The organism is Thalassotalea marina (assembly GCF_014656435.1).
Lineage (GTDB): Bacteria > Pseudomonadota > Gammaproteobacteria > Enterobacterales > Alteromonadaceae > Thalassotalea_C > Thalassotalea_C marina.
Window position 1 is genome coordinate 112,194 of the sequence record NZ_BNCK01000004.1, and the last position, 20,767, is coordinate 132,960.

General features: G+C 38.3%; 20 protein-coding genes. 19 read left to right on the forward strand and 1 reads right to left on the reverse strand.

The window, feature by feature from the left end:
* Positions 1–36 precede the first annotated feature (36 nt).
* From norR to IE199_RS09780, 11 genes are all read left to right on the forward strand, one after another.
* Positions 37–1,641, forward strand: a complete 1,605-nt coding sequence (gene norR / locus IE199_RS09730; RefSeq protein ID WP_229854642.1) for a nitric oxide reductase transcriptional regulator NorR — start codon at positions 37–39, stop codon at positions 1,639–1,641.
* A 222-nt stretch (positions 1,642–1,863) separates the two neighbouring features.
* Positions 1,864–2,247 (forward strand): nuclear transport factor 2 family protein, encoded by a 384-nt coding sequence (locus tag IE199_RS09735; protein WP_189769781.1) that lies wholly within the window; start codon positions 1,864–1,866, stop codon positions 2,245–2,247.
* 339 nt (positions 2,248–2,586) lie between these two features.
* Entirely contained in the window at positions 2,587–3,234 is a 648-nt protein-coding gene (locus tag IE199_RS09740) for a hypothetical protein (RefSeq protein WP_189769783.1), read from the forward strand.
* 112 nt (positions 3,235–3,346) lie between these two features.
* Positions 3,347–3,769, forward strand: coding sequence for a hypothetical protein (locus IE199_RS09745; protein WP_189769785.1), 423 nt, complete (start codon positions 3,347–3,349; stop codon positions 3,767–3,769).
* A gap of 87 nt (positions 3,770–3,856) precedes the next feature.
* Entirely contained in the window at positions 3,857–4,156 is a 300-nt protein-coding gene (locus tag IE199_RS09750) for a hypothetical protein (protein WP_189769787.1), read from the forward strand.
* 119 nt (positions 4,157–4,275) lie between these two features.
* Positions 4,276–4,911 carry a DUF2268 domain-containing putative Zn-dependent protease gene (locus IE199_RS09755; protein ID WP_189769789.1) on the forward strand — a complete coding sequence of 212 codons (636 nt, stop codon included), beginning with the start codon at positions 4,276–4,278 and terminating at the stop codon, positions 4,909–4,911.
* Between the two features lie 76 nt (positions 4,912–4,987).
* On the forward strand, positions 4,988–5,464 hold the full coding sequence (locus IE199_RS09760) for a GNAT family N-acetyltransferase (protein WP_189769791.1): 477 nt from the start codon (positions 4,988–4,990) through the stop codon (positions 5,462–5,464).
* Positions 5,465–5,635: 171 nt separating this feature from the next.
* The gene (locus IE199_RS09765; protein ID WP_189769793.1) at positions 5,636–6,916 is read left to right on the forward strand and encodes an MFS transporter; all 1,281 of its coding nucleotides are present in this window, start codon (positions 5,636–5,638) and stop codon (positions 6,914–6,916) included.
* A 110-nt stretch (positions 6,917–7,026) separates the two neighbouring features.
* Positions 7,027–7,893 carry a class II glutamine amidotransferase gene (locus IE199_RS09770; protein WP_189769795.1) on the forward strand — a complete coding sequence of 289 codons (867 nt, stop codon included), beginning with the start codon at positions 7,027–7,029 and terminating at the stop codon, positions 7,891–7,893.
* A 189-nt stretch (positions 7,894–8,082) separates the two neighbouring features.
* Positions 8,083–10,263, forward strand: coding sequence for an OsmC domain/YcaO domain-containing protein (locus IE199_RS09775; RefSeq protein ID WP_189769796.1), 2,181 nt, complete (start codon positions 8,083–8,085; stop codon positions 10,261–10,263).
* A 160-nt stretch (positions 10,264–10,423) separates the two neighbouring features.
* Positions 10,424–10,831: a hypothetical protein gene (locus IE199_RS09780; protein WP_189769798.1), complete on the forward strand. Its 408-nt coding sequence runs from the start codon at positions 10,424–10,426 to the stop codon at positions 10,829–10,831.
* Between the two features lie 75 nt (positions 10,832–10,906).
* Here the strand turns inward: IE199_RS09780 and ald are convergent, their stop codons facing one another.
* A complete protein-coding gene (ald, locus tag IE199_RS09785) occupies positions 10,907–12,025 on the reverse strand; it encodes an alanine dehydrogenase (protein ID WP_189769800.1) in 1,119 nt (372 codons plus the stop codon).
* Positions 12,026–12,163: 138 nt separating this feature from the next.
* On the opposite strand from ald, the gene lrp reads away from it, so the two are divergent.
* The 8 genes from lrp to IE199_RS09825 all read left to right on the forward strand — a co-directional run bounded on the left by lrp (position 12,164) and on the right by IE199_RS09825 (position 20,720).
* On the forward strand, positions 12,164–12,643 hold the full coding sequence (gene lrp, locus IE199_RS09790) for a leucine-responsive transcriptional regulator Lrp (RefSeq protein WP_189769807.1): 480 nt from the start codon (positions 12,164–12,166) through the stop codon (positions 12,641–12,643).
* A gap of 86 nt (positions 12,644–12,729) precedes the next feature.
* Positions 12,730–15,231 (forward strand): DNA translocase FtsK, encoded by a 2,502-nt coding sequence (locus tag IE199_RS09795; protein WP_189769815.1) that lies wholly within the window; start codon positions 12,730–12,732, stop codon positions 15,229–15,231.
* Positions 15,232–15,234: 3 nt separating this feature from the next.
* A complete protein-coding gene (gene lolA, locus IE199_RS09800; protein WP_189769823.1) occupies positions 15,235–15,915 on the forward strand; it encodes an outer membrane lipoprotein periplasmic chaperone LolA in 681 nt (226 codons plus the stop codon).
* Positions 15,902–17,254 carry a replication-associated recombination protein A gene (locus IE199_RS09805; protein WP_189769825.1) on the forward strand — a complete coding sequence of 451 codons (1,353 nt, stop codon included), beginning with the start codon at positions 15,902–15,904 and terminating at the stop codon, positions 17,252–17,254. The genes lolA and IE199_RS09805 overlap by 14 nt, the downstream gene beginning before the upstream one ends.
* Positions 17,238–17,639, forward strand: coding sequence for a fluoride efflux transporter CrcB (crcB, locus tag IE199_RS09810; RefSeq protein WP_189769827.1), 402 nt, complete (start codon positions 17,238–17,240; stop codon positions 17,637–17,639). The genes IE199_RS09805 and crcB overlap by 17 nt, the downstream gene beginning before the upstream one ends.
* A 20-nt stretch (positions 17,640–17,659) precedes the next feature.
* Positions 17,660–18,940 (forward strand): serine--tRNA ligase, encoded by a 1,281-nt coding sequence (gene serS, locus IE199_RS09815; RefSeq protein ID WP_189769829.1) that lies wholly within the window; start codon positions 17,660–17,662, stop codon positions 18,938–18,940.
* 107 nt (positions 18,941–19,047) lie between these two features.
* Positions 19,048–19,527, forward strand: a complete 480-nt coding sequence (locus tag IE199_RS09820; protein ID WP_229854644.1) for a TlpA family protein disulfide reductase — start codon at positions 19,048–19,050, stop codon at positions 19,525–19,527.
* Between the two features lie 65 nt (positions 19,528–19,592).
* On the forward strand, positions 19,593–20,720 hold the full coding sequence (locus tag IE199_RS09825) for a M14 family metallopeptidase (RefSeq protein WP_189769831.1): 1,128 nt from the start codon (positions 19,593–19,595) through the stop codon (positions 20,718–20,720).
* The last annotated feature ends 47 nt before the right edge of the window (positions 20,721–20,767 follow it).

A 20,767-nucleotide genomic window follows, 5' to 3' on the forward strand; every position in this document is an offset into this window, starting at 1 on the left:
TTGAGTCAATATGACACACAATCGAATGTAGTCATAATGACACGTGTGAGTCTTACTGGTATGTCGATATCTAACACTTCTTTAATAGAATTAGCCATAAACCTTGCGAATGCAACAAATAGTAATACGCGCTTTGATGCTATGGTCAGTGCAATTAGAACTGCAATTAACTGTGAATCTGTTGCCTTACTTGTTCATCAGCAGGGCACATTAGTTCCACTAGCGCTGCAAGGGCTCAGCAAAGATACGTTAGGGCGACGGTTTGTTATCAAAGAGCACCCAAGGCTGCTAAAAATATGTGGCACTGAGAAAGTAGTTAAATTCAGTAAAGATTGCACCTTACCTGATCCTTACGATGGCCTTTTAATTAATAGCAATGAAAACCTACCGGTACACGCCTGTATGGGAATGCCAATAATTAGCGAGGGAATACTTCTTGGGGTTGTTACCTTTGATAGTTTAGAGCCTGATGCGTTTGATCATTACGATGATAGAAGTTTACAGTTGGTTAATAGCATTATTGGACCTGTTTTTCATAACATGTTGCTAATGCGGCAACTAGAATCGGATATTTCTCACAATCAACAAGTTGTATTTGCTTTAAGTCATCAGCAGGCAGAGTCTGGACGTTTTGAAATTATTGGTGAAAGTCCGGCAATTAAAAAGCTTAAACAAGAAATTAGCTTAATTGCACCAGCAAATTTTAACGTGTTGATCCAAGGTGAAAGTGGCGTAGGGAAAGAGCTTGTTGCACATCAACTACATTTGGCCTCACAACGCAGTCATAACGCATTAGTTTATGTTAATTGTGCTGCTTTACCAGATAACTTAATTGAAAGTGAGCTGTTTGGCCACGTAAAAGGCGCGTTTACTGGCGCTGATAAAAGCCGTTCAGGTAAGTTTTTGCTGGCTGACAAAGGTACGATATTTTTAGACGAAATAGGTGAATTACCCCTAGCTGTTCAAAGTAAACTATTACGCGTAATACAAAGCAATGAAATACAAGTATTGGGTAGCGATCAAACACTAACGGTTGATGTTAGAGTGATTGCTGCTACTAACCGAGAACTTGCAACAGAAGTAGAACAAGGCACTTTTCGATCCGATTTATATCACCGCCTACATGTGATGCAAATTACCATTCCACCTTTAAGAGACAGAGTAGACGACGTTTCGCTATTGTGTGGTTATTTTGTTGAGAAACTTAAACGTAAATTGGGAATACCGCAGTTAACCATAAGCAAAGCGGCGCTTAAGTATTTTAATCAATATCAATGGCCTGGCAACGTTAGAGAATTGGAACACAGTATTAGCCGTGCCGCATTAAAAGCGAGCCATCGAGCTAAAACACAAGGAAAGTTAAATATTGTGTCAATCGAGATAAACGATTGCGACTCCCTCGATAACGCGACACAAGTTAAAGTTAATCAGGATGCTCCAGAGGTTGAACCTCTATTAAATGCCAGTTTAAAAGAGCAAGTTGAACACTTTCAAAAACAAATATTGCTTGCAACGTTAGAAGAAGAACAAGGGAATATTAGCGCTGCTGCAAAACGTTTACAGCTTGACCGAGCAAACTTAAACCGCTTATTAAAACGTTTGGGTGTTACCGTTAAAAAAGTAGTAACTCATTTAAGTTAAGTGCTGAATTACAAATAGCATCATCTTCTTACATATTGAACATAAATTAATATGTTTTACTTGTTGATTTTCAAATAAATTTAGTTAGTTTATCTACTCCTAATAACGCCAGCACTAAAACTAGACGGCAAGGCAGTGATAAAGCTGACGACAGGGCGCTGTTAACCTTAAAAAAATCGTTACCACTTAAATAAACACCATCAATATAAAACAGGAGTATATATGGACATCACCACCAAAGAGCGATTAATAAACCAATACCTTAATGCCTATAACGATTTCGATATTCAAGGCATGTTAGATGTGCTAACACAAGAAGTATTGTTTAAAAACTTTTCTGGTGATGAGCAAACGTTTGCAACTAAAGGAAAAGACGAATTTAAAATATTAGCAGAACAAGGCGCGCAGTATTTTACTCAGCGCCAGCAGATCATTACAGATATTGAACATTTTGATGATAAATCTATTATTGAACTCGACTACTATGCCATTGTTGGTACCGATTTACCCAATGGCTTAAAAGCGGGTGAAGAGCTAAAGCTAAAAGGCCGTTCCATTTTTAAATTTGGTAAAGATAAAATATCGTCCATCACCGACGTAAGTTAAGCAAAAAGGGTACAGTGCAAAGCTGTACCCCAATTAAAATTGATGTCAGAAGATACTCCTATTAAACAAATCTGGTAAACGATTTCTCCAAGCCCAAAGTTCGACTTGCCCCCCCCAATAATAATTGTCTATAGCTATTGTTCGAATTTGTTCTCGCTTTCTACAAGAAATAGAGACTTGATCTCGCTATCCCCTTAGAAAGCGAGACTCAACAGAAATAAGTCATTGAAAGTTATAAGTTTCAGGGATAGTATTAAAACAAATGTTTGAAGACTTAAGTCTGGTGATAGAGAGACTTAGGCCTTTTAATTACGCTGTTAGCTTTCACATGGAGTATCAATGAGCAATCAAACATATAGAATTTTACTTGATGGTAAATGGTCATTAGAGGATTTAATGAACTTCTCAAGGATCTATTTTCAAAATTATTCGTTTTTGTATTGCTTAGAGTCTGACGCAGTTCCAGTTGCAAATGACCATGTCGAAAATGTTTTAAGGCAGTATGAATTAAGGCACGGCCTTAGTTACGTAAATATTTATGATGTTTTCAGAAGCAATATAGCCAAAGATGACTTCCCACAAATTAAATCAATTCATTACGCATCACCCGGTTGGCTAGACTTAGCATTGAATGTTGATGTGGCATTACAGTTTGCAAAGGTTTTAGGTATATATTTGGGAGCTCCTCTGGCCGTAGCTCAAACATATAAAAAACTATATGCAATATTCTCTGATTTAGCTGAAAAACGGAAAAAGTTAAAATTAAGCACTCTCAAACTTGATAAAGCACAGGCTGTTGAAGCGCAAAAGTTGAGTAATGAATTAGCTAAAGGTTTAGGCTTTCAAAGCATACAAAAACTAGACGAACATACCAAAGACACCGAAGAGAGTTCAAAGTTACTAATGGCTCATTATCGTAGGGTTAAAAAAATCGCAAAATTTGTAGAGTCAGGTAAAGCTTCATTTCCCGCGGACGGTGAAAGCTAACAAGCGCCTCAACAAAGGACGCAAAAAGCTTGGCTTGCGTCACTTCGTTCCTAATTTTAGCCAAGCCTTTTACGCCTGTTAGGCGGGCGTTATAAATACTAAGGAAGGCTTTGTGAAAGTTTTTAAATTGTTTTTATTGCTCTTTGCATTTAATGCTTCTGCAAAAGAAAAAGGGGTTGTCGTAAAAATCCTTCCAGATAAATTGATCTTGCCATTAAACTGCGTAGCTCATGCAAATTTGCAAAATGAAAAGTTCTCCGTTTTATACACTTGTTTAAATCAATTTAACCAAAAGTATTATTTTGATTTTCGTATAAATAGTGGAGATGTTGTAAGTGAATTAAATCGATCACTAAATGTAATTGACGTTAACCAAACAGAAATTGGCAAATATACTGCGTATGAAATAACAGTCAAAGATTTGCATAACAATGAATCAAAGATTACATCATTCTGCACAAGGGATATTTGTCTTGATTTATTTGGCAACTATGATGAATTAATAAGAGAATCAACCCTCAAGCAATTGAGATAATAGTATTTAAAACAAGGCAACATAAAATTAAACTGGAAAAACAATATAAATATAAAACGGAAGATGTTTTGCAAAGGAAATGTAGTTATGAATCAACAGGCAGTTAAATATAAAAATATCCCCAAAGCGAGCACTGAATTTTGTCGAATTGCGTTAAATTCAAGGCCAATGGTAATTGCTAGTCAATTGGTACTGTTTTCTTTGTTGTTGATATGCGCTGGATTAAGTGAATATAACGTTATAGGGCAGACTGCACTGATATCCTGTATTGTATTCAATACTGGTTTAATGCTTGTTCTTTTATCATTGTCTTCATTGGCATCCAATCAGTTAAAATTTATTTTGGCTGTTATGGTGATGGTCTTTGTTTACATGGTTATTATTTGATTAAAAACCGCTTCAGCCTTTACTAAGCTTCTTCAAAGACGTTTTTTATAAATTTGTGACCTTAGTGCCCAATAGTTCACACAGTTTATTGTTTTACATATATAAGTTTTAAAAAAACCATGCCAACAAAAATAACCATTTTAAATGCGTCTGGAAAGTTTTCTCGCGTTTTAGACTTATTGGAATCTAGAGCACAAAGATCACTTGCTGACATTAAAGCTCACATTGAGTTGCCAAATATAGATATAGTCATTAGTCCGTGTAGCGATGAATATAAAACGGAAAGTGGTATTTTAGGGTGTGTTAGCAGTCAATATGTGATTGACATATTGTTAGATGCTGATCATGCAAACCTAGTTGATATTATTAATCGAGAACTGACTGCGGTAATAGCGCATGAATTACATCACGTAATCAGGCAGTCTGCGGGAATTAAAAACAAAAATTTAATAGAAAACCTTATTACAGAAGGGCTTGCTTGCCATTTTGAAACTAAGTTTAATGGCAATACCACGCCGAGATTTTTTGATGAGATTAAACAATATGATTGGCGTGATTTATTTCATCAAATGAAACCTCACTTACAAGATATCGATTTTGATTATCCCGTCTATTTTGCTGGAAAGGATACTAAACAGTTCCCTAATCGAGCGGGTTATTGGGTTGGTTTTAATTTAGTTTCACAATACATTAGTAAACATGGTGGATGTGCTGTTTCACTGGTTGCCAGTACTGCTGAAGAGTTACGCATTTAATTGTTGTTCTATTATCGCTAATCAAAGTCTTTGTTTTTTTGAACCATAAAAGTGACTATTGAGTTTAAGGATTTAAATGAAGCCAAATTTTTATGGTAAAAGAGTTCTTTTAAGATCCATTTGTTCAGAAGATACAAATGATCTGTTTGAAATTTACGGTGATGTTCGAACTATGGAATTTGCTTCAGACCCTGTTTTCAAGTCAAAAGATACGATAAATGTGATGTTAAAAAGCATCGACAGACTCGAAATTTTAGGCAAAGGATTGGAATGGGCGATCGTGGCAAAAGCAACACTAAAAGTTATTGGAACTTGTGGTTTACATAGTTTTTGTAATAAAGGTCGTTCGTGTGAGGTTGGATGTTTATTAAACTCATTATATTGGCGCCAAGGATATATGTCAGAAGCGCTTTGTCTACTTTTTTCCCATGCTAAACTATTGGGTATTGAAACTTTGTATGCAGACATTGACGAAGACAATTTTCGTTCACAAGCGTTTTTTTCAAAATTAGGTTTTATAAAACGAAATGGATACTTCCTGCGCGTATTATAGTTTTTGACGAAGTTGATTCTTGTTAATGGATTTGCTTGCTCATAGTAAGCTTTTACATAGTTTAAAGGTGAAATTTGTCATAAGCTATTTGCATTTAAACGACTTAGGCTTACTATCAATAGAATATAAAACACTGAATAACACTTAGTTTTGATATAGTGAGCAGTTTTAATGCGGGCATTCATTTCTCTCTACCTAACAAACTTATTTTTAGTAGGTGGAACAGGTTTACTCACTACTTACTTAGCACTGTATTTAACCCAACATCAAATCTCTACCTTTTGGGTGGGTTTGATGACCTCTGCGTATTATTTTGGTTTGTTATTTGGCGCCAAAATTGGTTATTACTTTATTAAAAGCGTTGGTCATATTCGAACATTCTCTGCCAGCACCGCCGTGGTAATAGCCTGTGTAGCTATGCATGGTTTAACTGATAATATTTATTTTTGGTTAGTACTGCGTATTACCGTTGGTATTGGCATGATGTGTAATTACATGGTGCTTGAAAGTTGGCTTAACGAACAAGCGGCACCCGAAAATAGGGGTAGAGTGTTTTCCATGTATATGATCACTTCTTACCTTGGCATGATTGGCGGTCAATACGCTTTATCACAATTTCCGGAGCTTGGGCTTGCACCACTTTTACTTGTTTGCATTGCTGTATCATTTGGCATTGTTCCTATTGCAACAACACGTAGAATTCACCCTAAGCCGCTAAAACCTGTAACAATTGGCTTTTTTAGTTATTTCAAAGAAGTGCCACAATCACTCACGGCTGTGCTATGTGCAGGGATCATCAACGGTAGCTTTTATGGTTTGGCACCGGTATTTGCAAAAGAGAGTGGGTTTAGTACTAACGATATTGCTTTATTTATGTCGTTAACTATCGGTGCGGGTCTATTAGCACAATGGCCTATGGGGATATTGTCTGATAAGTTCAAACGCAGTGTGTTAATTCGTATAAACACGGTGTTTATTGGCGCTATTTCTTTGTTTATGGCGTTAAACTCCTCGGCACATCCGATGTTATTAGTTGCTACATTCACCTTTGGTTTGTTTGCTTTTACCTTGTATCCACTTTCTTCGGCGTTAGCAAACTCACGTATTACCGATGAATATCGAGTGGGTGTTTCTTCGGCGTTATTAATGGCTTTTGGTATCGGCGCAGCTATAGGATTATCCGTTATTGCACAGCTGATGGAAATGGTAGGGCACCAAGCACTTTATGGCGCCATATCGGCATTAACGGTATTCATGTTTGCATTGCTTACTGGCATAAACTCAATTCAAAAACGAGAAAAACCAAAAGAAAGTGACTATGTGGTAACGCCTTCAGACATTACGGCTTCGCCACTTGCCGCTTCCATGGACCCGCGAATTGAAGAATCAACTGCGCAAGAACAACTTCTTGTATCAGACGATGAAGAAATTAAAGAGGACATTAAACATTAACATCTACTCGCTTTGCCAAGAGGTGTTAATGGGAAAGTTGACTATAAGTAGACATAGTCATAATTGACGTTAAAACAGCATATTAATAATCAGAGATAGGTGGATAAAACATGTGTCGATTTGTCATTTACAAAGGAGAAGCCATCACCATGAATAAATTGGTGATTGCCCCGGCGAATTCACTCATTGTACAAAGTAAAGAGTCTAAAAAACGCCTGCTACCAGTAAATGGTGATGGTTTTGGCGTTGGTTGGTATCCGCTGCATGATGATCCAGAACCTGCTCGTATCGTCAGTATTGAACCTGCTTGGAGTAACCAAAACTTAATTCAATTAACGTCAAAAGTGAGCAGTGAACATTTTTTTGCTCATGTTCGTGACGCTTCCAAAGGTATGCCTGTGTCGCAAAGCAATTGTCATCCGTTTACTTCTGGTCGATACATGTTTATGCACAATGGTCGGTTAGATCAGTTCACTAAATTTAAACGAAATATTTTAAATGGCTTATCAGATAAAGCATTTAACCTGATCAAAGGCAATACGGATTCAGAATATGCATTTGCTTTGTTTATGGATGTAATTAATTTTGCAGAAAATTTATCACCCGAACAACTCAAACAAGGATTATACGAAACGATAAAACGCATTGTTGCTTATAGAGTAGAGGTAGGTGCAAATACTAATGCATTTATTAACTTTGCTGTGAGCGACGGTTCAACGATTGTAGCGACACGATTTGCCACAGATCAACATAAACAACCCGCTTCACTTTTTTATTGCAAAGGGTGTTTTGAATACGACCATAACAAAGATGATATTTTGGTCGAGCATGGTATTGGAAATAACGTAATCATTTGTTCAGAGCCATTATCAGAAACTTCTCATGGTTGGCAAAAAGTAGAGCGAAATCATGCCGTCATTGTTCATGAAAACAATAATGTTAGTGTAGAAAAAATTCCTATTCCGTATCAAAGTTAATGATAGCCACTGACTGGATTTAAATTCTTATCAATATTTATTATTACTTCCAACAAAGGTTTCTAAATTAATCCAAGACTATTTGCCTTAAAACAAGGATAATTACCAGCAAGTTTTTATATCGATTAATTGGCATAAACATGTAAATGTTGAATTATGCTGATTAACGCGCCAAAGTTGGAATCCACCATGGAAATTAAAGTAAATTTTCTCGATAACTTGCGAATTGAAGCCAAGTTTGATGACTTTTCCGTCATTGCAGATCAACCCATTCGTTATAAAGGTGATGGTTCAGCGCCAAGCCCATTCGACTATTTCCTTGCTTCATCAGCGTTATGTGCTGCGTATTTTATTAAGGTTTACTGTAATTCTCGGGATATTTCGACTGAAGGTATTAGGCTTTCTCAAAATAATATTGTTGATCCTGAAGACAGGTATAACCAAATCTTCCAAATTCAGGTGGAAATACCAGAACATATTTCTGACAAAGACCGCCAAGGTATTTTGCGTTCTGTTGAGCGTTGTACGGTTAAAAAAGTCATTCAAACCGGCCCTGAATTTAAAATAGAAACGGTCGAAAATTTAGATCAAGACGCACAAGCCATGTTAATGGTTGATGCAGACGAAGATCACAGCACGTTTATTCTTGGAAAGGACTTACCACTTGAGCAAACCATCGCCAATATGACTGAAATTTTGGCCGGTTTGGGCATGAAAATTGAAATTGCTTCATGGCGTAATATAGTGCCACACGTATGGTCTCTGCACATTCGAGATGCAGCCTCACCAATGTGTTTCACGAATGGTAAAGGAGCAACAAAAGAAAGTGCACTTTGCTCAGCGCTAGGCGAGTTTATCGAGCGTTTAAACTGTAACTTCTTTTATAATGATCAATATTTAGGTCAAGAGATCGCCAATAGCGACTTTGTGCATTACCCTAATGAAAAATGGTTTAAACCAGGTCCTAACGATGAATTGCCAACTGAAATTTTAGATGAGTACTGTTTAGATATTTACGATCCAGAAGGAGAGTTGCGCGGTTCGCATCTAATTGATACCAATTCAGGTAATGTTGAACGTGGTATTGTTTCTATTCCTTACACGCGCCATTCTGACGGCGAAACCGTATATTTCCCGTCAAACTTAGTGGAAAACTTATTTTTAAGTAACGGCATGAGTGCGGGCAACAACTTCGAAGAAGCAAAAGTTCAATGTTTGTCAGAGATTTTTGAACGTGCTGTTAAGCGTGAAATTATCGAACAAGAATTAGTATTGCCTGACGTACCTGAGTCTGTTTTAGCCAAATACCCAAGTATTGTTGAAGGTATCAAAGGGCTGGAAGAGCAAGGATTTCCGGTCGTTGTTAAAGATGCATCTCTTGGCGGTCGATTCCCAGTGATGTGTGTTACCTTGATGAACCCAAAAACTGGTGGTGTGTTTGCGTCGTTTGGTGCTCACCCAAGTCTAGAGGTGGCATTAGAGCGAAGTTTAACTGAGCTTTTACAAGGGAGAAGTTTTGAAGGCTTAAACGATGTACAAAAACCAACTTTTAATAGTATGGCGGTTTCAGAGCCTGAAAATTTTGTTGAACACTTTATTGATTCGACAGGTGTGATTTCTTGGCGATTTTTTAGCGCTAAACATGACTTTGAATTTGTAGAATGGGATTTTTCAGGCAGCAACGAACAAGAATGTGCAACCTTATTTGGCATACTAGAAACATTAGGTAAAGAAGCTTATGTTGCTGAATTCACTGGTTTAGGCACTGCTTGTCGAATTTTGGTTCCTGATTATTCAGAAGTGTACCCAGTTGAAGATCTTATTTGGGACAATACCAACAAAGCGCTGAACTATCGAGAAGATATTCTAAACATTCATAAACTTAGCGATGAACAGTTAGCAGATTTGGTTGAACGTTTAGAGGAAAGCCAACTTGATAACTATATCGATATAATCACGCTAATTGGTATCGAATTTGATGAAAATACGGTGTGGGGCCAGTTAACCATCCTGGAATTAAAGATCTTAATTTACTTAGCTCTTGGTGAAATTGAAGAAGCAATTGAGTTGGTTGGTGAGTTTTTACAATACAACGACAATACTGTTGAACGAGGTCTGTTCTATCAAGCTATGCACGCCACATTGGAAGTTGCACTAAATGACGATCTAGAAATTGAAGATTATCTTACTGCGTTTACCCGCATGTATGGCGAAGAAGTCATCAATAATGTTATAGGCTCAATAAACGGTGATGTAAAATTCTATGGTTTAACGCCAACTAGTATGGCGCTTGAAGGATTAGATAAACATCAGCGATTAATAGAAAGCTACAAAAAACTTCACAAAATGCGAGCTTCTCTAGCAAGTTAATTAAATAGGGCGCTAATAAGCGCTCTTTTTATTGCTTGTTTTAGTAAGCAGTATTGGCTTAGATAACAATGCTTGATAAGCTTGCCCGACAATTTAGTTTTTTTATCAATAGCTGTAAGTACTTATAACTATTGGTAAAACAGAATTAACTAGGAAACATATGGAATTAAATGGATTGCAACAAGAATGGCGCGTTTTGCAATCAGCCAATGATAATTTTGAGTCATTATCGCTACTAATTAAACTAGTTGCTGTGGCTTTATTATTTATTGGTGTGATCAATGGCGTTTACGGTTTACCTGTTGCCTTGATTTTATCTTGTTTATGGTTGCAAGATGCAATTTGGAAAACTTTTCAGTCTCGGCATGAAGTTAGATTAATCGAAATTGAACAAGCTATTATCAATGGTGAAGCGGACAAGGCTTTTCAATTTAATGTAACTTTTACTAAGTCACGACCAGGTACTTTTGGTTTAATTAAAGCTTATTTAACTAATGCATTAAGGCCAACAGTCGCATTTCCACATATCGTACTGATTATGTTGAGCTTTGCATTGCCACTTATGTAGAATTTTATCTAAAGGTATTTAGTATAAAAAAAGCCAAGCGTAAAAGCTTGGCTTTTTTATAAATCACTATGAAAATTACGCGTTTAACGCTACTTCTGGTGCAACGTATTCAAAACCTAAGTTTTCAGCAACTTCTTTAACTGTTACTTTACCAGCAATAACGTTTAAGCCGTTTAATAGGTGCTTGTTATCGTTAAGTGCTTGCTTGTAACCTTTATTCGCTAGTTGAATAATGTAAGGTAAAGTCGCGTTGTTTAATGCAAACGTTGAAGTACGTGGTACCGCACCTGGCATGTTTGCAACACAGTAGTGAACAACGTCATCAACAATGAACGTAGGCTCAGCGTGAGTAGTTGGAGTAGAAGTTTCAATACAACCACCTTGGTCGATTGCAACGTCAACGATTGCAGAACCAGGCTTCATGTTTTTGATGTGCTCTTTAGTCACTAACTTAGGAGCAGCTGCGCCTGGGATTAAAACACCACCAATAACTAAGTCAGCTTCTAATACGTGTTTTTCTAACGCGTCAGCTGTTGAATAAACCGCTTTAATACGGTTACCAAATTGGTCGTCTAACTTACGTAAAACATTCACGTTGCGGTCAAGTACAACAACTTCAGCACCCATGCCTACAGCCATTTTCGCTGCGTTAGCACCAACCATACCGCCACCGATAATGACAACTTTAGCTGGTTCAACACCAGGAACACCACCTAGTAACATACCGCGACCAGCATTTGATTTTTCTAATGCTTGAGCGCCTGCTTGAATTGACATACGGCCAGCAACTTCTGACATTGGAGCTAATAGCGGTAAACCACCGTTATTATCAGTTACTGTTTCGTATGCGATACAAATAGCGTTACTTTTCACTAAGTCTTGTGTTTGAGGTAAATCAGGTGCTAAGTGAAGGTAAGTAAATAGGATTTGACCTTCGCGTAACATTGCACGCTCAACAGCTTGTGGTTCTTTTACTTTAACAATCATGTCAGCTTGAGCAAACACGTCGCTTGCAGCTGGCAAAATTGACGCACCTGCGTCGATATAATCTTGGTCACTAAAACCGATACCACTGCCAGCTTCTGTTTCTACAACAACTTGATGGCCATGCGCGATCAATTCTCTAACGCTGCCAGGCACCATGCCAACACGGTATTCATGGTTTTTAATTTCTTTAGGTACACCAATTATCATAATTTAATGCTCTTAGCTTTTTCTCTGTTGAAATATGGTGCTAGTATAGTAGGGTCTTATCAGAATAACCTGTGGTATTATCGATTTTAATAGAATAAAAAACTATAAAAGTGCGAAGTAAAAGAGAATTATAAACCTATGAGTGAAAATGAGCGTAAACTTGACCGTATCGATAAAAATATTTTATTTGAATTACAACGTGATGGACGACTATCTAATGTAGAACTATCAAAACGTGTAGGTCTCAGCCCAACTCCCTGTTTAGAAAGAGTAAAGAGGCTAGAATCTGAAAACTATATCACGGGATACAAAGCTGAATTGAACCCGATGAAATTAGAAGCTGCACTGTTAGTATTTGTGGAGATTACGTTAATGCGTACTAGTCCTGACGTGTTTGACGAGTTTTCGCGGTCAGTACAAAATTTGGAAGTGATCCAAGAATGCCATCTAGTGTCAGGTGATTTTGATTTTCTGTTAAAAACGCGGGTAACAGATATGGCAGCCTATCGAGAATTATTAGGTGATACCTTATTAAAGCTTCCTTCTGTAAGTGAAAGTAGAACCTATGTGGTTATGGAAGAGGTAAAATCGTCTAATATCCTACCAATTAAACGCTAAGGCATTTATTCTGCACAGATAGTTTGATATTTTACATACATTACATATTTAGTTAGTCATTGAGAAACAGATTGTCCGACCAAGCGATGCAAACCCCAAAACTTAACGGTGTTCAACGCCTATTAGAAGCAGGCTTATTAACAACGTGCATTTTTGCTATGTACTTGATGATGGCGCTGTACAGTTTTAACCCGGCCGATCCTGGCTGGTCTCAAACTGGATATCAAACTCCAATACTTAATCTAGGTGGAGCTGTAGGTGCGTTTATCTCAGATTTGCTATTAAATCTATTTGGCCTCGTTGCGTATAGCTTACCATTTGTTATCGCATTAACTGGTTGGTTAATGTTTCAAAAGTACTATCGTTTAATGCAAATAGACTATTTGACGCTTGGTCTTAAATTTATCGGCTTCATCATGATGTTTATTGGCATAACAGCGATCGCTAGTATGAATTTTGACGATGTGTTTTATTTCTCAGCCGGTGGAATTGTTGGTGATGTGATCAGCCAAGGCGCTTTGCCTTATTTGTCATTTGTTGGTAGTACTTTATTGTTTTTAATGTGCTTAGGCACAGGGTTTGTGTTACTGACCGGCATTTCGTTACTAAAGGTAATTGACAAAGTAGGGGAGTACGCTATCGCAGGTGCGATGTCGCTTACACACTTCCCAGCATGGGTAACAGAAAAATTTGGTACCAGTGAACAACGCGAAAAACCAATTAAAGAAGATAAATTACAAAATAAATTGGTACCCGATCACCAAATTGATCAAATATCACACAGCGTTGACGATGCTCCTGCAATAGAACAAGAATCAGAGTTCCATGCAGACTTAGATGAAATAACCACGCCAGAAGATGAATCTGCTTTTGCTGAAAGTAAAGACGATATTTCATACCACCTTGACGACGATGTAGAGCCTTTTGTGCCAATTGATGATCTGATTGGTGAACCAATGGCATTTAATGTTCAAGAACATGTCAGTGCCGACGAAATTGCCGCAGCATTTGAGCCTGTAGATAAGTTAGATGTAGCAGAAGACGAACCGGTTGTTAAAAATCAGCCTGCTAAATCTAACTCAGTAGAGGAAATGGGCCTGCCATCGTTATCTTTATTAGATAAACCAAACAAAAAGCAACATCCTATTTCTCAAGAAGAGTTAGATCAAGTTAGTCGCTTAGTAGAAGCTAAATTACAAGAGTTTGGTGTTAAAGCTGATGTAGTCGATGTATTCCCAGGCCCTGTAATCACAAGGTTTGAGCTAGATTTAGCTCCTGGCGTTAAAGTGAGTAAAATTACCAATTTATCTAAAGATATCGCGCGTTCTTTATCGGCTAAAAGTGTGCGTGTAGTTGAAGTCATCGAAGGTAAGTCTGTTATTGGTATTGAATTGCCAAACAAATACCGAGAAACAGTCTATTTTGCTGATGTGTTGCGTTGCAAAGCGTTTGAAGAGTCTAAATCATCGCTTGCTATGGGCATTGGTAGTGATATTTCTGGTCAGCCTGTTGTTGCGAATTTAGCAAAAATGCCACACTTGCTTGTTGCTGGTACAACAGGTGCTGGTAAGTCAGTTGCCGTTAATACAATGATTGTTAGTATCTTGTACAAGTCTACGCCACAAGATGTACGAATGATCATGATAGATCCAAAACAAGTTGAATTATCGGTATACGATGGCATTCCTCATTTATTGTCAGAAGTTGTCACTGACATGAAAGAAGCTGCTAACGCGCTGCGTTGGTGTGTTGGGGAAATGGAGCGCCGCTATCAGTTAATGTCTAAATTGGGTGTTAGAAACTTAAAAGGCTATAACGAGAAGGTGTTAGCGGCTATTGATGCTGGTGAGCCAATTATTGATCCACTTTGGCAACCAACAGACGCATTTACACAGACACCACCAACGTTAGAAAAGCTACCATCCATTGTTATTGTTGTTGATGAGTTTGCCGACATGATGATGATTGTGGGTAAAAAGGTAGAAGAGTTAATTGCCCGTATTGCACAAAAAGCGCGTGCTGCTGGCATACATTTAATATTGGCGACACAGCGTCCGTCTGCCGATGTTATTACCGGTTTAATCAAAGCTAACATTCCAACGCGTATGGCACTGCGTGTTCAATCACGAATTGAATCTCGCATTATATTGGATCAACAAGGGGCAGAGCAGTTGTTAGGTATGGGGGATATGTTCTATCTACCACCTGGTGAAGCCATTCCAATTCGAGTACACGGTGCTTTTGTTGATGACCATGAAGTACATGCTGTGGTATCAGATTGGAAATCGCGTGCTGAGCCAAACTATATTGAAGATATTTTATCAGGCGATAGTGAGCAAGACGTGTTACTACCAAGCGAAATGGCGGAAGCAAGTGAAGACGCAGAGCTTGATCCTCTATACGACGAAGCGCTAGCTTTTGTAACAGAAACACGTCGTGTGTCGATTTCAAGTATCCAGCGTAAATTTAGAATTGGTTATAACCGTGCAGCTCGTATCGTAGAAGATATGGAGTCTCAAGGTGTAGTGAGCGCGCCAGGCCACAACGGCGCAAGAGAAGTATTGGCTCCGCCGCCAGTTAGGAACTAAAAAATGAACAAAATTTTCACTACTGTAGCTGTAAGTATCATGTCAGCTACAGCTTGTTATTCTTTGCCTTTGTTAGCCGCAGACACGGTTGAAAAGGTGAAAAGCGAAAACCAAGCGATTACTATTTCCCAAGATAAACAACGCCTCATCGAAAAGTTGGCATTAATCAGCCAATTTTCTGCAGATTTTAATCAACAAGTAATCGCTGAAGACGGCACAAATTTAAAGCCAAGCTCAGGAACTTTAGCGGTTAAAAAACCTAATTTGGTGTTCTGGCAAACGCAATCTCCAGACGAAACCACGATTGTTTCTGATGGTGACACATTATGGTTTTACGATCCTTTTGTCGAGCAAGCTACTGCTTATTCGGTTAACGACTCTATCGCCAATACACCGATTTTGCTGTTAACATCAACAGATATGTCGCAGTGGCAAAATTATCAGGTATCTCAAACATCGAGTGATTCTTTTGCGATTACTAGTTTACTTCCTGATAGCCGAATTACGTCTTTAGACTTAACTTTTACGCCTAATAGAGCAAAGCTTTCAAGCTTTGCATTTACTGACGCTACCGGTCAAAAAAGCGTGATCACACTGAGCAATTTTGACAGTAAAACTTCCATACCGGCAAGCCAGTTTGTCTTTACGGTTCCTGAAGGTATAGATGTAGATGACCAACGCTAACGGTGAATTGGATTTGCACTTTGAACAAAACCAAGAGTTTTTGCCTCTGGCTGCACAGCTTAGGCCCAATACACTTGACCAGTATGTTGGCCAAAGCCATATTTTGGCCGAGGGCAAACCGTTAAACCTCGCCATTAAAAGTGGTAAGTGCCATTCTGTCATCTTTTGGGGGCCACCTGGTACTGGTAAAACAACGCTAGCAGAGTTAATCGCGACTCACGCTAATGCTGAAATAGAACGAATTTCTGCCGTCACATCGGGTATTAAAGATATTCGAGAGGCAATTGCTCGAGCTAAAGACAGAGCCATACATCGTCAGCAACGCACAGTGTTATTTGTTGATGAAGTACATCGTTTTAATAAAAGTCAGCAAGACGCTTTTTTGCCTTTTATTGAAGATGGCACCATTGTTTTTATAGGTGCAACTACGGAAAACCCAGCATTTGAATTAAATCAGGCAATACTTTCACGCGCACGCGTTTATACGTTAAAAAAACTAACCAAAGACGATTTAGCGCAGGTAATTAATCGAGCCATTAACTATCTGGCACAAAATAGACAATTAACATTACAGCTAAACGAACAAGCGCACAGTTTATTAATTAATTTGGCCGATGGTGATGCGAGACGCTTACTGAATCTGATTGACAATTGTTTAGATTTGGCAAATATCGCCAACAACGTGTGTATGCTCGATGCTGACATTGTTAAACAGGTCGCAGGAGATAAAATTCCTCTTTATGACAAAGGTGGTGATGCTTTTTACGACTTGATCAGTGCTTTTCATAAATCGGTTAGAGGCTCCGATCCCGACGCAGCGTTATACTGGTATGCCAGAATCTTAACTGGTGGTGGTGATCCACTCTACGTGGCAAGAAGGTTATTGGCTATTGCGAGCGAGGATATTGGCAATGCTGATCCTAGGGCAATGCAACTGGCAATTAACGCTTGGGATACTTTTCATCGAGTAGGCCCAGCAGAAGGTGAAAGGGCAATAGCACAAGCAACGGTTTACATGGCTTTAGCGCCGAAAAGTAATGCCGTGTATGCAGCATTTAAAGCAGCACTGGCGTTGGCCAAAGAAACGAGTGATTTGGACGTGCCTTTTCATTTAAAAAATTCAACCAGTCAAATTACCAAAGAATTAGGCCATGGTGATGGTTATCGTTATGCACACAATGAAGAACATGCATTTGCTGCAGGGGAATGTTATTTCCCACCAGCATTGCAATCGACTTCACTTTATCAACCGACTGATCGTGGGTTAGAAAAACAACTCACCGAAAAGCTTAACTTTTTACGCCAACTAAACGAGCAATCTGATGAGCATCGCTATTAGTAACGTAACTTTATATACATTAGTTGCCTTAGGTGGAGCGTTTGGCGCAAGCTTTCGCTTTTTTATTTACCAATTAATGCTAAATTGGCTAGGAAAGGGATTCCCTTTTGCGACGTTGGCGGTTAATATTTCCGGTTCACTGATCATGGGTGTTTTATACGGATTAATTGAACAAGGCATTATTGAAGTGCATGTTTATAGAACACTAATTGGAATTGGTTTTTTAGGCGCGTTTACGACGTTTTCAACGTTTTCGGTCGATACTTTATTGCTACTTCAGCAAGGGTATTTAGTCAAAGCCGCGCTTAACATTTTACTTAATGTATGTTTGTGTATTGGCGCAGCAGCGTTAGGTATGTATTTAGTAACATTTTTCAACAAATAACTTAAAAGACGTGATAACAAATGCTTGATGCAAAATTTTTCAGAACAGATATAGAAGCGACAGCAACGCAATTAGCTAAACGTGGTTTTGTTTTAGACACTGCTTTATTAACGCAATTAGAAGAACAACGTAAAGCGATACAAGTTAAAACTCAAGAATTACAAAACCAACGCAACACCCGCTCTAAATCCATTGGTCAAGCTAAAGCACGCGGTGAAGACATCCAGCCTTTACTTGCTGAAGTTGGTAAGTTAGGTGATGAGCTAGAAGCTGCAAAAGAAGAACAAGATAAAGTACTTGCTCAAATTCAAGATATCGCAGCAAGTGTACCAAACTTAACTCACGAGTCAGTGCCTGACGGTGAAAGTGAAGATGATAACGTAGAAGTTAAACGTTGGGGTACACCACGTGAATTCAATTTTGACGTAAAAGACCATGTTGATTTAGCGACAGCGCTAGATAAAGGTTTAGACTTTGAAAGTGGTGCAAAATTAGCGGGTACTCGATTTGCCGTTATGCGTGGTGGTATTGCCAAACTTCACCGTGCATTAGCGCAGTTTATGCTTGATGTACATACAGAAGAAAATGGTTACGAAGAAATGTATGTCCCTTACTTGGTTAACCATGATTCACTATACGGTACCGGCCAGTTACCAAAATTTGGCGAAGACCTTTTTCATACGGATCTAGCAAATCGTCAGTTTTCTTTAATTCCAACTGCCGAAGTGCCATTAACCAATTTAGTGCGTGACGAAATTGTTGACGAAGCGCTATTACCAATAAAAATGTGTGCACATACGCCATGTTTTCGAAGTGAAGCGGGCTCATCAGGCCGTGACATACGTGGTTTAATACGTCAGCATCAGTTTGACAAAGTTGAAATGGTACAACTGGTTAAGCCAGAAGAATCAATGGATGCTTTAGAAGCATTAACTGGTCACGCCGAGAAAATCTTAGAGAAACTTGGCTTGCCATACCGTACAGTCGTGTTATGTACTGGTGACATCGGTTTTAGTGCAACAAAAACATTTGATATTGAAGTTTGGTTGCCTGCACAAAATACCTATCGCGAAATATCATCTTGTTCAAACATGGGTGATTTCCAAGCCAGAAGAATGCAGGCTAGATACCGTAACAGCGAAACGAACAAACCAGAATTGTTACATACATTAAATGGTTCAGGTTTAGCTGTGGGTCGTACACTTGTTGCTGTATTAGAAAACTACCAGCAAGAAGATGGCAGCATAGAAATACCAGAAGTATTGCAGCCATATATGAAAGGCTTAACCAAAATAGGTTAATTAACGAAGTCCGGCAATATCGCCGGACTTTTTTTATTATATAGAAATTAATTAGATCAAGCGCAGGTCTTTTAAAGCAGGACATTGTTGTTATATAGGAATTCCTCTTGCGTAGCTTTGTTATTCAAATCGTCATCTTTGTTGTTATTTTTCAAGTGATCTCAATGATCAGAGAAACCAGTATGTTATCGACTGACACTCAAGTGGTCGAAAACCAATATGTGTTAGATTCTACCGTGGGTGACAAGGTAAATTTGGCAACAAATAAAAGAACCATATTGTACTTTTTTGCTCCCTGGTGTTCAGTTTGTCATGTCAGCATTGCCAATTTGCAGCAAACTTATCAAAAAAATCCGAACATTAACGTTATTGCTATCGGATTAGATTTCATGGAAAAAGAGGAAATTGACAACTTTGTTGCACGCCATGAGTTAACATTTCCCGTTGTTTACGGAAATGAAAAAGTTAAGCATGACTTTCAAATCACAGGCTATCCAAGCTATTACGTGTTAAACGAAGAAAATACGATTGTGAATAAATCTATGGGATATTCTACTGAAATAGGTCTTTATTTAAGATCACTTTAGCCCTTCTGATCTTGAGCTTGATTGTGTACACTTAGTCTTTCATCAAATTTTTATATAAAGCTGCTATGCAAATTTCTTCACAATTCGACAGTGGTAATATTGAGGTTATCGAAGCTTCTAGTGCTGATAATATTCAGCTTGCCATTCGCAAGGATAATCAATCAGACTTTTACCAATGGTTTCACTTTAAACTGCATAACAATGAACGCAGTGAACATGTTTTAACAATAACAAATGCTGGGCAATCAGCTTATTTGGAAGGATGGACTGAGTATCAAGCAGTAGCATCATACGACAGAGAGCATTGGTTTAGAGTACCAACTTCATTTGATGGTCAAAACCTTACTATTCGATTTACCCCAGAATACGACAGCGTATATTTTGCTTATTTTGCTCCTTATAGCTACGAAAGACACCAAAACTTACTTCACAATGCACAACTAAGTGACGAATGCCAGTTACAGGTTGTTGGCCAAACAATTGATGGCAATGACATTTCGGTATTAAAAATAGGCCAAGAAGCTGAAGGTAAGCCAGTAATTTGGTTGACAGCCCGTCAACATCCAGGCGAAACCATGGCTGAGTGGTTTATGGAAGGTTTTATCGAAAGGCTGCTAGATCCGGATGACGGAGTAGCTAGAAGTTTATTATCTCGTGCTGTTTTTTATTTAGTGCCAAACATGAATCCCGATGGTTCTATTCGTGGTCATTTACGTACCAACGCTGTAGGTGTTAACTTAAACCGTGAATGGCAAGACCCTTCAATAGAACAGAGTCCAGAAGTATATTTTGTCAGGGAAAAAATGCTAGAAACCGGTGTTGATATGCATTTAGATATTCACGGCGATGAAGCATTGCCTTATAACTTCGTTGCTGGTTGCGAAGGTATTCCTTCTTACGATGAGCGACATAAGTTACTTGAAGAAAGCTTTAAAGAAGTTTTATTGGCAATTACACCAGAGTTTCAAGACGAAAAAGGTTACGACAAAGATGAGCCTGGTAAAGCTAATTTAACTGTTGGTTCTAACTGGGTTGGCGAAACGTTTAAGTGTTTAGCTTATACCGTAGAAATGCCATTTAAAGATAACGACTTATTACCTGACGAAGAAACTGGTTGGTCTGGTGCGCGCAGCCACTTGTTTGGACGTGATGTATTAACTGCAATTTTTCATGTTGTAGACGATCTTCGATAAAAAATAGAAAACTTAAAATAACAACTTAATAATTATAATAATTTCAG

Coding starts and splice junctions, on each gene's coding strand:
- crcB (WP_189769827.1), top strand. CDS start 17,238: ATGAGCATCGCTATTAGTAACGTAACTTTATATACATTAGTTGCCTTA.
- IE199_RS09740 (WP_189769783.1), top strand. CDS start 2,587: ATGAGCAATCAAACATATAGAATTTTACTTGATGGTAAATGGTCATTA.
- IE199_RS09795 (WP_189769815.1), top strand. CDS start 12,730: ATGCAAACCCCAAAACTTAACGGTGTTCAACGCCTATTAGAAGCAGGC.
- norR (WP_229854642.1), top strand. CDS start 37: ATGACACGTGTGAGTCTTACTGGTATGTCGATATCTAACACTTCTTTA.
- IE199_RS09735 (WP_189769781.1), top strand. CDS start 1,864: ATGGACATCACCACCAAAGAGCGATTAATAAACCAATACCTTAATGCC.
- lrp (WP_189769807.1), top strand. CDS start 12,164: ATGAGTGAAAATGAGCGTAAACTTGACCGTATCGATAAAAATATTTTA.
- IE199_RS09775 (WP_189769796.1), top strand. CDS start 8,083: ATGGAAATTAAAGTAAATTTTCTCGATAACTTGCGAATTGAAGCCAAG.
- lolA (WP_189769823.1), top strand. CDS start 15,235: ATGAACAAAATTTTCACTACTGTAGCTGTAAGTATCATGTCAGCTACA.
- IE199_RS09825 (WP_189769831.1), top strand. CDS start 19,593: ATGCAAATTTCTTCACAATTCGACAGTGGTAATATTGAGGTTATCGAA.
- serS (WP_189769829.1), top strand. CDS start 17,660: ATGCTTGATGCAAAATTTTTCAGAACAGATATAGAAGCGACAGCAACG.
- IE199_RS09760 (WP_189769791.1), top strand. CDS start 4,988: ATGAAGCCAAATTTTTATGGTAAAAGAGTTCTTTTAAGATCCATTTGT.
- IE199_RS09755 (WP_189769789.1), top strand. CDS start 4,276: ATGCCAACAAAAATAACCATTTTAAATGCGTCTGGAAAGTTTTCTCGC.
- IE199_RS09770 (WP_189769795.1), top strand. CDS start 7,027: ATGTGTCGATTTGTCATTTACAAAGGAGAAGCCATCACCATGAATAAA.
- ald (WP_189769800.1), bottom strand. CDS start 12,025: ATGATAATTGGTGTACCTAAAGAAATTAAAAACCATGAATACCGTGTT.
- IE199_RS09750 (WP_189769787.1), top strand. CDS start 3,857: ATGAATCAACAGGCAGTTAAATATAAAAATATCCCCAAAGCGAGCACT.
- IE199_RS09805 (WP_189769825.1), top strand. CDS start 15,902: ATGACCAACGCTAACGGTGAATTGGATTTGCACTTTGAACAAAACCAA.
- IE199_RS09780 (WP_189769798.1), top strand. CDS start 10,424: ATGGAATTAAATGGATTGCAACAAGAATGGCGCGTTTTGCAATCAGCC.
- IE199_RS09765 (WP_189769793.1), top strand. CDS start 5,636: ATGCGGGCATTCATTTCTCTCTACCTAACAAACTTATTTTTAGTAGGT.